Origin of the sequence: Pseudonocardia sp. ICBG1034, from assembly GCF_020131375.1 — a bacterium.
Classification (GTDB): Bacteria; Actinomycetota; Actinomycetes; order Mycobacteriales; family Pseudonocardiaceae; genus Pseudonocardia; species Pseudonocardia alni.
Genome location: NZ_JAHLEK010000032.1, coordinates 1 through 11,950, shown reverse-complemented (window position 1 = coordinate 11,950; position 11,950 = coordinate 1). Strand labels below are relative to the sequence as shown.

At 75.2% G+C, this 11,950-nt stretch carries 12 protein-coding genes and 4 pseudogenes; 14 read left to right on the top strand and 2 right to left on the bottom strand.

The features are described 5' to 3' along the window. The coding region (locus KPF22_RS33495) for an NADP-dependent isocitrate dehydrogenase (RefSeq protein ID WP_224404266.1) at positions 1-217 on the bottom strand (217 nt) is incomplete at its 3' end. A 125-nt stretch (positions 218-342) separates the two neighbouring features. Here KPF22_RS33495 and KPF22_RS31675 point away from each other — a divergent pair. From KPF22_RS31675 to KPF22_RS33810, 6 genes and pseudogenes are all read left to right on the top strand, one after another. Continuing rightward, a complete protein-coding gene (locus tag KPF22_RS31675; RefSeq protein ID WP_208826020.1) occupies positions 343-672 on the top strand; it encodes a hypothetical protein in 330 nt (109 codons plus the stop codon). Positions 673-715: 43 nt separating this feature from the next. Next, positions 716-1,557, top strand: a pseudogene (locus KPF22_RS31670) (exodeoxyribonuclease III). Beyond that, complete coding sequence (locus KPF22_RS31665) at positions 1,554-2,366, top strand: protein kinase (RefSeq protein ID WP_208826018.1); 813 nt, start codon at positions 1,554-1,556, stop codon at positions 2,364-2,366. Before KPF22_RS31670 ends, KPF22_RS31665 begins: the two are co-directional and overlap by 4 nt. Before the next feature lie 61 nt (positions 2,367-2,427). Further along, positions 2,428-2,931 carry a YbaK/EbsC family protein gene (locus KPF22_RS31660; RefSeq protein ID WP_374107462.1) on the top strand — a complete coding sequence of 168 codons (504 nt, stop codon included), beginning with the start codon at positions 2,428-2,430 and terminating at the stop codon, positions 2,929-2,931. Between the two features lie 82 nt (positions 2,932-3,013). After that, positions 3,014-5,676: pseudogene (locus KPF22_RS31655) on the top strand (bifunctional FO biosynthesis protein CofGH); the annotation flags it as partial. A gap of 425 nt (positions 5,677-6,101) precedes the next feature. Beyond that, a pseudogene (locus tag KPF22_RS33810) lies at positions 6,102-6,350 on the top strand (winged helix-turn-helix transcriptional regulator); the annotation flags it as partial. Here the strand turns inward: KPF22_RS33810 and KPF22_RS31645 are convergent. Next, positions 6,329-6,577 carry a hypothetical protein gene (locus KPF22_RS31645; protein WP_224404271.1) on the bottom strand — a complete coding sequence of 83 codons (249 nt, stop codon included), beginning with the start codon at positions 6,575-6,577 and terminating at the stop codon, positions 6,329-6,331. The pseudogene KPF22_RS33810 and the gene KPF22_RS31645 overlap by 22 nt on opposite strands. A gap of 41 nt (positions 6,578-6,618) precedes the next feature. Between KPF22_RS31645 and KPF22_RS31640 the strand changes: the two genes are divergently transcribed. The 8 genes and pseudogenes from KPF22_RS31640 to KPF22_RS31610 all read left to right on the top strand — a co-directional run. After that, positions 6,619-7,005: a helix-turn-helix domain-containing protein gene (locus KPF22_RS31640; protein ID WP_224404270.1), complete on the top strand. Its 387-nt coding sequence runs from the start codon at positions 6,619-6,621 to the stop codon at positions 7,003-7,005. Between the two features lie 25 nt (positions 7,006-7,030). Then, a complete protein-coding gene (gene trpS, locus KPF22_RS31635) occupies positions 7,031-8,044 on the top strand; it encodes a tryptophan--tRNA ligase (RefSeq protein WP_224401464.1) in 1,014 nt (337 codons plus the stop codon). A gap of 40 nt (positions 8,045-8,084) precedes the next feature. After that, positions 8,085-8,741, top strand: coding sequence for a YhjD/YihY/BrkB family envelope integrity protein (locus KPF22_RS31630; protein ID WP_255625457.1), 657 nt, complete (start codon positions 8,085-8,087; stop codon positions 8,739-8,741). Next, the gene (locus KPF22_RS32630; protein WP_308010504.1) at positions 8,698-8,997 is read left to right on the top strand and encodes a YhjD/YihY/BrkB family envelope integrity protein; all 300 of its coding nucleotides are present in this window, start codon (positions 8,698-8,700) and stop codon (positions 8,995-8,997) included. Before KPF22_RS31630 ends, KPF22_RS32630 begins: the two co-directional genes overlap by 44 nt. Positions 8,998-9,286: 289 nt before the next feature. Then, positions 9,287-9,493, top strand: a complete 207-nt coding sequence (locus KPF22_RS31625; RefSeq protein WP_224404269.1) for a hypothetical protein — start codon at positions 9,287-9,289, stop codon at positions 9,491-9,493. Further along, positions 9,394-9,957, top strand: a pseudogene (locus KPF22_RS33805) (ATP-binding protein); the annotation flags it as partial. The gene KPF22_RS31625 and the pseudogene KPF22_RS33805, both read left to right, overlap by 100 nt. Before the next feature lie 872 nt (positions 9,958-10,829). Beyond that, entirely contained in the window at positions 10,830-11,210 is a 381-nt protein-coding gene (locus tag KPF22_RS31615) for a hypothetical protein (RefSeq protein ID WP_224404273.1), read from the top strand. 139 nt (positions 11,211-11,349) lie between these two features. Then, positions 11,350-11,950, top strand: a 601-nt coding sequence (locus tag KPF22_RS31610; protein ID WP_224404272.1) for a hypothetical protein, incomplete at its 3' end; no start/stop codon positions are given.

The following is an 11,950-nucleotide window of genomic DNA, read 5'->3' as shown; positions in this document are numbered from 1 at the left end:
GGCCGGCGAAGGCCTCGATGACCGGCAGGAAGGAGTGGGTCGCCAGTGCCGGCGCCTCGTCGGTGTACGTGTAGATGAGCTTCATCGCGTCCTCAGGCCTGCCTCGGCTCGTCGTGTGTGCTGCCGTGTCCAGCGAGCGGGCCGCGACGGCGCCGGCGGACGGGCCCGGGACGACCGGGCGGGTCCCCGGCGCGGCGACCCGCTGACTGGGCCACACGCTATCTGTTCACCGGCCCCGCCCGCCCGCAGGAGTAACCGGCCCGACACCCCCGTGGTGGTCGAGCCCACGGCCGCGGACCGGCTACCGTGGTCGCGGCAGCGCTCGGCGGGAGGGGAACCACGGTGGCGAAGGTCTTCGGGCTCACCCGGAAGTCGCTCCTGAGGGGCTGGCCGCTGGTCGGGCTCATCGGAGTCGGCCTCACGGTCGTCGCCCTCGCCTACGGCGGTGTCACCGGGAACCTGGAGACCACCGGGTGCCGTGTCGTCGTGCAGGGCGAGCAGGTGACGGTGCGCTCGGCGCCCGGCGACTCGGCGGCGCCGGTCCGCACGCTCCCGGTCGGGACCGAGGTCGCGGCCGAGACGATCGTCGACGGCGGCTTCCGCAAGCTCACCGAGCAGAACCAGTGGGTCCCGGTGGACTCCGTCGCCGCGACCTCGGGCAGCCGGTGCTGAACCCGTCGCGCAGCGTGATCAGGGGTGCGGCACAGTAGACGGTGTGAACGCGCTCGCCACGGTCAACGTCAACGGGGTCCGTGCCGCCGCCACCAAGGGGCTGCTGGAGTGGCTGGCCGCGACCGACGCGCGGGCGGTCTGCCTGCAGGAGGTCCGGGCCCGGCCCGACGAGCTGCCGGCCGCCTTCCCGCCGCGCTCGACGAGGGCGGCTGGCACCTGCGCCTGGCCCCGTCGCTGACGGCGAAGGGCCGCAACGGCGTCGCGGTGCTGAGCCGGGACGAGCCCGAGGCGGTACGGATCGGCTTCCCGAGCGGAGCCCGCGGAGCGAGCAACGGCACCGACCCCACCACCGACCTCGACGGCCGCTACCTCGAGGTGGACCTGCCCGGCGGGCTCACCGTCGCCTCGCTGTACCTGCCCAAGGGCGAGGCGGGCACCGAGCGGCAGGACCACAAGGACGCGTTCTGCGCGGCCTTCGGTGACCATCTGCGCACCGCGTTCGACCGGTGCGCCGCGACCGGGCGGCAGATGGTCGTCGGCGGGGACTGGAACATCGCGCCCACCGAGCTGGACCTGCGCAACTGGCGCGGGAACCGGCGCAACTCCGGGTTCCTGCCGCACGAGCGGGAGTGGTTCGCGAAGCTGCTCGAGCACGGCTGGCGCGACGTGGTGCGCGAGCGCCACCCGGGCGTCGACGGGCCGTACTCGTGGTGGAGCTACCGCGGGCGGGCCTTCGACAACGACACCGGGTGGCGGATCGATCACATCGTCACCACGCCCGGGCTCGCGGACGCCGCGCACGAGGCCGTCGTGGACCGGGCGCCCGCGCACGACCGGCGCTTCTCCGACCACGCCCCCGTCGTCGTCCGGCTGGGGGCCGTGTGATCGCCGGCCGGATGGTCGGCGGCCGCTACCTGCTGCTCGACGAGCTGGGCCGGCGCGGTTTCGGGCCCACCCACCGAGCCGAGGACCGCATCACCGGCCGCACCGTCGCCGTCACCGAGATCGCGCTGCCCGCGGTCGCAGGGGTCCGGGAGCGGCTGCTCACCGAGGTCCGGGCGGCCGGACGGCTGCGCCACCCGTCGGTCGTCGGGGTGCTGGACCTGGTCACCGACCGGTCCTCGGCCGGGGACATGCGCGAGTACCTGGTCACCGAGCACCCGGAGGCGCGACCGCTGGGTGCGGTCGTCGGGACGGCGCCGCCCTCTCCCCGGCAGGTCGCGCTCGTGGGCCGGGACGTGCTGGCCGCACTGCGTGCGGTGCACGCCGACGGCGGCACCCACGGCGGCCTCGACGCCGACGCGGTGCTGGTCGCCGCCGACGGCCGCGCCCTGCTCACCGACGTCGGCCTCGCCCGCGCGGTCGGTCCGCGCCCCGGCGGGAACGGTGCGCCCGCCGCCCCCGAGGGCGCCGACACCCCGGCCGCGGACCTGTGGTGCCTGGGTGTCGTCCTGCGCGAGGCGGCGGGCCCGCGCCCGTCGGCGGGCAGCGCGCTCGCGACGGTCCTGGACGGCCTCACCGCCGACGACCCGGCCGAGCGCCCGACCCACGACCGGGCCGCCGAGCTGTTCGAACGCGGCGCGCGGCCCCGGTCCCCGGGCGGGGACCTCGGCCGCAACCGCTGGATCCTGCTGGGCGTGGCCGGGGTGCTGGCCGTGGTCGTCGTCGTGCTGCTGGTCCTCGCCGTCCTCTGAACACACCCGGCGGCGGGAACCCGGCGGCGCCCGCGGACGCGGCGGGGGCAGGATGGGCCGGGTGAGCCGGAGCGTCGAACACCCCGCCGACCACCCCCGCGTCGCCGCCGTGAAGGAGGCGTTGCGCCGGGCCGGTGCCGATCCCGCGTCGATCGCGGGCCTGGTGCTGCTGCCCGACGCGGTGACCACCGCGGCCGCGGCGGCCGCCGCGCTGGAGGTGGAGGTCGGCCAGATCGCGAACTCGCTGGTCTTCGACGCCGACGGCGCCCCGCTGCTCGTGCTCACCTCCGGCGCGCACCGGGTCGACACCGACAGGGTCGCCGCCCTGGTCGGCGCGCAGCGGGTCGGCCGGGCGTCCAAGGAGTTCGTGCGCGAGGCGACCGGGCAGGTCATCGGCGGGGTCGCCCCGGTCGGGCACCCGGCGCCGGTACGCACCCTGGTCGACGTCGCACTGGGGGACTTCGACCGGGTCTGGGCGGCCGGCGGGGTGGCCCGCTCGGTGTTCCCGACGACCTTCGACGAGCTCGTCGCGGTCACCGGCGGGACGCCCGCCGAGGTCGCCTGAGCCGTATTCCCGCATCGGCCGTGATCCATCGCCGGGAAACGGACGGTCGCTGCGATGATCCGCGAAACCTAGTGTGGGTGGCATGGCCGATACTCCTGCCGCACCCGTCCCGGCCGAGGCCGAACCGCCGGTCGGACTCCCGACCCCCGCACCCGCCGAACCGGTGCCCTCGGACTCGGCGTTCCGCCGGGCCCTGCGCCGGGTCCGGGACGGGTCCACCCTCGACGTCACCGAGGCCGCCGTCCTGCTCGCCGCCCGCGGTGAGCACCTCGACGAGCTGCTCGGGCACGCCGGCCGGGTCCGCGACGCCGGACTGGTCGAGGAGGGCCGCCCGGGCGTGGTCACCTACTCCCGCAACGTCTTCATCCCGCTGACCCGGCTCTGCCGCGACCGCTGCCACTACTGCACGTTCGCGACCGTCCCGCACAGGCTCGACGACATGTACCTGGAGCGCGACGAGGTCGTCGAGATCGCCCGCCAGGGCGCCGCGCAGGGCTGCAAGGAGGCCCTGTTCACCCTCGGCGACCGCCCCGAGGACCGCTGGCCGCAGGCCCGCGAGTGGCTCGAGGCGCGCGGCTACGACTCCACCCTCGACTACGTCCGGGCCTGCGCGATCGCCGTCCTGGAGGAGACCGGGCTGCTGCCGCACCTCAACCCGGGCGTCATGAGCTGGGAGGAGCTGACCCGGCTCAAGCCGGTCGCGGCCAGCATGGGGATGATGCTGGAGACGACGTCGCAGCGGCTGTTCGAGAGGGGCGGCCCGCACTTCGGCAGCCCCGACAAGGAGCCCGCGGTCCGGCTGCGCGCCCTCACCGACGCCGGCCGCGTCGGCGTCCCGTTCACCACCGGCATCCTGATCGGCATCGGCGAGAACCGCACCGAGCGGGCCGAGTCGCTGTTCGCGATCCGCTCCGCCGCCCGCGCGCACGGGCACGTGCAGGAGGTGATCGTCCAGAACTTCCGCGCCAAGCCCGACACCGCGATGGCGAACGACCCGGACGCCGACCTGGAGGACCTGGCCGCCACCATCGCCGTCGCCCGGCTGGTGCTGGGCCCGAAGGTCCGGCTGCAGGCGCCGCCGAACCTCGTCGGCGACGAGCAGGCGCTGATGCTGCGTGCCGGGATCGACGACTGGGGTGGTGTCTCCCCGGTGACGGTGGACCACGTGTCCCCGGAGATGCCGTGGCCCGCCGTCGACGAGCTGGCCGCGATCACCGAGGCCGAGGGCTTCTCGTTGCAGGAGCGGCTCACCGCCTACCCGAAGTACGTGCGGGCCGGGTCGCCGTGGATCGACGCGCGGCTGCACGGCCACGTCGCCGCGCTGGCCGGGCCGGACGGGCTCGCCCGGCCCGACGCCGTCGTGGAGGGGCGGGCATGGCAGGAACCCGACGGCGGGTTCGCCTCGACCGGGCGCACCGACCTGAACGCCACGATCGACACGACCGGGCGCACCGAGGACCGGCGCAGCGACTTCGGCGACGTCTACGGCGACTGGGACGAGGTGGCCGCCGAGCTGGAGCACCAGCGCGCCGGCCACGGGGCGGCCCCCGAGCGGCTCGACTCCGACGTCCGGGCCGGGCTGGACCTGGCCGCGTCCGACCCGGCAGCGCGCTGCTCGACCCGGCGCACGCCGACGCCGCGATGGCCGTGCTGACCGCCGACGGGCCCGCGCTGCGCACGCTGCTCGACCTCGCCGACGACGTGCGCAGGCAGGTCACCGGGGACGACGTCACCTACGTGGTCAACCGGAACATCAACTTCTCGAACGTCTGCTACGTCGGCTGCCGGTTCTGCGCGTTCGCCCAGCGCGAGCGCGACGCCGACGCCTTCCGGCTCTCGCTCGACGAGGTCGCCCAGCGCGCCGCGGAGGCCGCCCGTGACGGCGCCACCGAGGTCTGCGTGCAGGGCGGCATCGACCCGCAGCTGCCGGTGTCGTTCTACGCCGACCTGGTCCGCGCGGTCACCGCGGCCGTGCCGGGGATGCACGTGCACGCGTTCTCCCCGATGGAGATCGTCTCCGCGGCGGCCAAGGCCGGGGTGTCGATCCGGGAGTGGCTGACCGAGCTGAAGGCCGCCGGGCTCGGCTCGATCCCGGGCACCGCCGCCGAGATCCTCGACGACGAGGTCCGGTGGGTGCTGACCAAGGGCAAGCTGCCGGCGTCGCAGTGGATCGAGGTCGTCTCGACCGCGCACGAGCTGGGGATCCCCAGCAGCTCGACGATGATGTACGGCCACGTCGACGAGCCCCGGCACTGGCTCGGGCACCTGCGCACACTGGCGTCGATCCAGGACCGCACCGGCGGGTTCACCGAGTTCGTGCCGCTGCCGTTCGTGCACCACAACGCCCCGATCTACCTGGCCGGGATCGCCCGGCCGGGTCCGACGGAGCGCGACAACCGGGCGGTGCACGCGTTCGCCCGGCTCGCACTGCACGGGCGGATCGACCACGTCCAGTGCTCCTGGGTGAAGCTCGGCGACGACCTCGCCGCGGACATCCTGGCCGGGGGCGCCGACGACATGGGCGGCACCCTGATGGAGGAGACGATCTCCCGGATGGCCGGCTCGGAGAACGGCTCCGAGCGCTCCGTCGCCGAGCTCACCGCGATCGCGGCGGCCGCCGGTCGCCCGGTCCGGCAGCGGACGACGACCTACCGCGGCGAGCCCGCGCGTGCTCACCCCGGCGTCGGGTACCGGGCCGCGGATGCTGCCGCTGACCCCGGCCTGATCCCGGCCGGTCCCGCGCCGCCCCGGGCCGCGCGGGACCGGCTCGGCCGCCGATCGGCCTACGGTGGCGGTATGGGTGTACTCGGAGAGATGTTCCCGCGGAAGCGGATGCACGAGGACTCGGACGCCGCGCAGGGCGGGCAGCAGTGGCGGCTCGGCCCGATCGACCTCGACAAGGGCGTGGTGACGGTCGAGCCGGCCTCGCGACCCGAGGACCCGGAGCAGGAGAAGGACCGGGAGAACGGATGACGTGCTGACCGGGACGACGCCCCGCGGCTGCCGCAGCCCCCTCACCGCGCTGTCGCAGGACGTCCGCCCCGGCCGGTGGACCGACCCCCCGACCCGGTCCACCCCGCCGCCGGCCGTGCCCGGAGGCGCGGCTTCGATCGGCAGAGTGAGGCCAACGGTACGATCTTGAGCAGTCCGGGGTCAAGGGAGGCGAGCGGGTGCGGCCGCAGGAGCTGGGCGCCGTGGGGCGCGGTCTCGGCCTGCTCGCCGACACCTGGACGCTGTTGATCCTGCAGCGCGCCTTTCTCGGCGTCAGCCGGTACGCGGGGTGGCGGGAGACCCTCAACATCTCCGACGCGACGTTGTCGGCGCGGCTGCGCGGTCTCGTCGACGCGGGTCTGCTCGAGCCCCGCAGCTACGCCGACGGTGGCCGCGAGCGCCGCGGCTACGTCCTCACCGAGCGCGGCGGCGACATCTGGAAGCTGCTGATCTGCACCTGGGACTGGGAGAAGACCTGGGTCCCGCGGGAGGTCCCGCTCCCCGAGATCGTGCACCGCGACTGCGGCCGCCCCACCCGGGTGCGGGTGTGCTGCGCGGCCTGCGGCGGCGCGGTCGGGCCGCGGGACACCGACGTCGAGCGCGAGCCGTGGGCGCCGGGGCTGGACCTGCTGGCCCGCAGGCACCCGCGGCGCACCCGCGGCACGCTGCCCGTCGACCCGCTCTCGTTCCTGCCCGGTGCGATGGAGATCATCCGGCGACCGGTGGGGTGCCGCCGTCCTCGGCGCCGCGCTCACCGGGATCCGGGCGTTCACCTGCTTCGCCCACGAGCTGGCGATCTCCCCGGAGGTGCTGTCGGACCGGCTGCGCCGCTTCGTCGCGCTCGGGGTGCTCAGCCGCAGCGGCGACGGCGAGTACCGCCTCACCGACAAGGGGCGGGCCAGCTTCCCGATCCACGCCTGCCTGGTCGAGTGGTCGCACCGCTGGTGCGGCGGGGACGGCGCCCCGATCGACCTCACGATCCGCCACCGGGCCTGCGGGCAGCCGCTCTGCGTGCGGCTGGACTGCGAGCAGTGCGGGCGGGCGTTCGCCCGGGACTCGGTGTCCCCGGTGCGCCCGAGATGACGGACGGTAGGGAACGATGGCGGGCATGAACGACGCCCACCGTCCCCGCGTGCTGTCCGGGATCCAGCCCACGGCCGACTCGTTCCACCTCGGCAACTACCTGGGTGCGCTGCGGCAGTGGGTGGCCCTGCAGGACGACCACGAGGCGTTCTACTGCGTCGTGGACCTGCACGCGATCACGGTGGAGCACGACCCGGCCGAGCTGGCCCGGCGTACCCGGGTCGCGGCCGCGCAGCTGCTCGGGCTGGGGCTCGACCCGGACCGCTGCACGCTGTTCGTGCAGTCGCACGTCCCGGAGCACGCGCGGCTGTCCTGGATCCTGGAGTGCATCACCGGTTTCGGCGAGGCCGGCCGGATGACCCAGTTCAAGGACAAGTCCGCCAAGCAGGGCACCGACCGGGCGACGGTCGGCCTGTTCACGTACCCGATCCTGCAGGCCGCGGACATCCTGCTCTACCAGGCCGACCGCGTCCCGGTCGGCGAGGACCAGCGCCAGCACCTGGAGCTGACCCGCAATCTCGCGCAGCGGTTCAACCACCGCTTCGGCAAGACGTTCCGGGTGCCCGAGCCGCACATCCCGCAGGCCACGGCGAAGATCTACGACCTGCAGGATCCGACGGCGAAGATGAGCAAGTCGGCGTCGTCGCCCAGCGGGATCGTGGAGCTCCTCGACCCGCCGCGGACCTCGGCCAAGAAGATCCGGTCCGCGGTGACCGACAACGAGCGCGAGATCCGCTTCGACCCGGAGAACAAGCCGGGCATCGCGAACCTGCTCACCATCAACGCGGCGATGACCGACCGGAAGGTCGCCGAGGTCGAGGCCGAGTACGTCGGCCGCGGCTACGGCGACCTGAAGAAGGACCTGGGCGAGATCGTCGCCGCGTTCGCGGAGCCGTTCGCGGAGAAGGTGAACGGCTACCTGGCCGATCCGGCCGAGCTCGACCGGGTGCTCGCGCGCGGTGCCACCCGTGCGCGTGAGGTCTCCGGCGCGACACTGGCCGCGGTTCACGAGAGGATCGGGTTCCTCCCGCCCGCCTGAGCGACGCTCCCGGGGCGGGGAGAACCACCGAACCGGGGGAATGATGGCCGAGAACCGCGCTGCCACGATCGCGCACCGGCTGGAGACCGACGAGGAGGAGACCGAGACCTTCCTCGACCGCCAGCGGGAGAAGCATCCGTGGCTCGACCACCTGGTCCGGGCGGGGGAGCGCTACACCGAGAACCACGGCGACCACTACGCCGCGGCGATCACCTACTTCTCGATCCTGGCGCTGGTACCGCTGCTGATGGTCGGGTTCGCGGCGGCCGGGTTCGTGCTGCGCGGCAACCCTGAGCTCCTCGACTCCCTGCGCCAGGCGATCCAGTCGGCCGCGCCGGGCCAGATCGGCGAGCTGCTCGGCGGGATCGTGCAGACCGCGATCGACCGGGCCGGGGCGATCGGTCTGATCGGTCTGGTCGGCGCGCTGTACTCGGGCATCGGCTGGATGAGCAACCTGCGCGAGGCGCTGACCGAGCAGTGGGGCCAGCGGGACGATGCCCCGCCGATGATCAAGAGGCTGGCGTTCGACCTGCTCGCCCTGGTCGGGCTCGGGCTGGCCCTGGTGCTGTCGTTCGCGATCTCCTCGATCGGTGGGCGCGGCGGGGAGGTTCCTGCTCGACCTGGTCGGCCTCGGCGAGGCGACGTGGGCACGCGTGCTGCTGAGCATCGCCTCGTTCCTGCTCGTGCTCGCCGGTAACTGGTTGGTGTTCCTCTGGGTGATCGCCCGCCTGCCGCCGCGCGAACCCGTGTCCCTGCGCAGCGCGGCCAGGGCCGCGCTGATCGGCGCGATCGGGTTCGCGATCCTGCAGCGGGTGATGGTGATCTATCTCGGCTCGGTCACGAACTCCGCGGCCGGTGCGGCTTTCGGCTCGATCCTCGGTCTGCTGGTCTTCATCTTCTTCACCTCGCGGTTCCTGCTGTTCGTGACGGCCTGGCCGCGCAGCGCCGCCTGATCGGGACCACCTTCAGCGACCGCAGCGCCCGACGAGCGGGCGCCGTCGCCGCCGCGCTGACGCCGGTCCTCGGCTGATCGGCGACGGGCCAGGTGCGGCCACCGTCGACCGGGCCGTGTCCCTCGACGACGCCCCCGGCGCCGTCGCGCACCTGCGGTCCGGCGAGCCGTCGGCAAGGTCGTGATCGAGGTCGCCGGATCGTGACGCCGCGCCTGTAACCACCGGCGGTGCCCCGACGAGTGCCCGGGCGTGACGGTGTCGAGGTGACGGTGTTCGAGCGGCTCTGGGTGTGGCGAGTGCGCGCCGCCTGCGGCTGGCGCTGGCCCTGTGCGGCGGCGACGAACTCGTCGACGACGCCCGCACCGAGGCCTCCTGGTACGCCGACCTGCTGCACCCGTGGGACGGCCGGGGCTGCGAGCCCGACGCCCGCGTCCACGCCTGGCTGTCGATCCTGCTCGCCCGGCGCACCGTCGCCGCGGGACCCCTGGAACGGTGACGACACCGTCACTATCGTGGCCGGGCGTGAGGGAGACCCCGGCCGAGGTGTTCCACGGCCGAGTCGCGGAGCTGGACCTGCTCGCCGACGCGCTGCGTGACGCCGTCGCCGGCGGGGCCTCGGCCGTGCTCCTCGGCGGCGACGCGGGGGTCGGCAAGACCCGGCTGGTGTCGGAGTTCGGCCGCACCGCGACGAGCGGCGGCGCGGTCGTGCTGTCCGGCCGCGCGCTGGACATCGCCGACGCCCCCGCCGTTCTGGCCCGTCGTGTCGGCGCTGCGCGAGCAGTCCCGCACCCGCGGCGCGCTGGGCCGGGAGTGCGCGGCCGCGCTGTCCCGGCTGGACCGCGCCGACGGGCCGGCCGGGCGGGTCGAGATGCTGGGCGAGCTGGCCGCCGTCGTCGAGCGGGCGGCCCGCCGGGCACGGTGGTGCTCGTCGTCGAACGACCTGCACGCGCCGACCGCTCCACCCGCGACCTGTTCGCCTACCTGCTGGCGGCGCTGTCGTCGTCGCCGGTGCTGCTGGTCGGCACCTACCGCGACGACCCGGCCGGTGGCGTCCCGATCGACCTGCTCGGGCTCACCGGGGAGCTGCGCCGGCACCGCGGCGTTCGCTTCGCCCGGGTGGAGCCGCTGCCCCGGCACGAGCTGGCCGAGCTGGTCGCGCAGTGGGCACCGGAGCGCCACGACGTCGAGGACCTGGTGTGGCGACACTCCGGCGGGAACGTGTCCTGGCCCGCGAGACCGTCCGTGCCGTGCTCGACGGGGACCCGCGGGGCGTGCCGCAGACCGTCCGCGAGTGGTGCGGGCGGGCGCCGCCGGGCTGTCGACGGGGCGGTGGAGGTCGTGCGGGCCGTGGCGGCCGGGTCGGGGAGGTCGAGCACACGCTGCTGGCCGCCGTCGTCGACGTCGACGGGCCGGAGCTGGCCGCAGCCGTGCGGGAGGCGGCCGACGCCGGGTTCGTCGTCGTCGCCGGTGGCCGACGGCTACACGCTGCGGCACGGCCTGATGACCGAGGTCGTCTCCGCGGACCTGCTCCCCGCCGAGCGGGTCGAGCTGCACGGCCGCCTACGCCACCGCGCTGCACGGCGGCCACCGCGTGCCCGGGTCGGCGGCCCGCCTCGCCCACCACTGGCAGCTCGCCGGGCGCCCGGACGAGGCGCTGGCGGCGACCCTCGACGCGGCACAGGAGGCCGAACGGCTGCGCGGCTACGCCGAGGCGCACCGGCACTGGCTGCGCGCAGCGACGCTGCCGGTCCCCGACGCCGTCCGCGACCGCAGCCGCTACCTGGAGCAGGCCGCGTCGCGGCGGCCCTGGCGGGCGACCACGACTCGGCCGTGTGGCGCTGCTCTCCGAACGGCTGGCGAGCCCGACGCTCCCCGGCACCGAACAGGCGGTGCTGCGCTCCCGGCTGGGGCGCTACCTCGGCGCGGCGGGCCAGCTGGCCGAGGCGGAGGAGGCCTACCGGCGCGCCGTCGCCGCCCTGCCCGCCGGCGACGATCCGGCCGACACCGCCGTCGCCGCCCGCGCCGAGGTCCTCGCCGGTTACGCGGCCGCGCTGCTCGACCGGCCCGACTACGCCGGTGCCCGCGCCGTCGCCGAGGACGCACTGGTCGCGGCACGCCGGGTGGGGAGCCGCGGGCGCTGGCGTCGGTACTGGCGACGCTCGGGTTCGGGCCGCGCACTCCCCGCGACGGGGCCGCCGGACTCGACGCGCTGACCGAGGCCGTCGCCGTCGCCGAGGTCGACGGCGACCGGAGACGCTGGGGGAGTGCCTGGCCCGGCGCGCGGAGCTGCTGACCGGCCCGCTCAACGCCCTCGACGACGGCGTCGCCGCGGCCCGGGCGGGAGCCGAGCGGATGGCCGGGCTGGGGCTGGGCCGGACCTCGTCGGTGTCGCTGCGGGTGGTGGCGGCGAACGGGCTGTTCCGCGCCGGTGCCTGGGACGAGGCCGAACGGGAAGTGGCGACGGCATGGTCGGCCGGCCCGTCCGGGGCGCAGATGCTGGAGCTGCGCCTGGCCCGCGCCCGACTGCGGATGGGCCGTGGCGACCTCGACGGCTCCGACGTCGACCTCACCGCGGCCGAGCTGATCGCCGGATCGACGGGCCTGCCCAAGCAGCGGTTGCCGCTGCTGATCCTGCGCGCCGGGCTGGAGATGTGGCGGGGCAACCCGGAGCTGGCGTTCGCCCACGTCGGGAAGGGGCTCGACGTCGTCGAGTCCGGCATCGACGACGTCTTCGCGGTCGCGCCGCTGCTCTGGCACGGTGCCCGCGCGCACGCCCAGGCCGTCCTCGCCGGACGTCCCCCCGACGCCAGCGGACTGCGACGGCTGCGCCGCCACCGGCGCGACCTCCTCGACCGCGGGGACCGCTCCGCCCCCGCGCTGCGCGGGGTCATCGCGAGCTACGAGGCCATGTGCTCCGCCGAGGACGCCCGGACCACCGCGGGGTCCGACCCGG

Bases quoted from the DNA above. Each gene is read 5' to 3' on its own strand.
- trpS (WP_224401464.1), top strand. From the start codon at position 7,031: ATGAACGACGCCCACCGTCCCCGCGTGCTGTCCGGGATCCAGCCCACG.
- KPF22_RS31630 (WP_255625457.1), top strand. From the start codon at position 8,085: ATGATGGCCGAGAACCGCGCTGCCACGATCGCGCACCGGCTGGAGACC.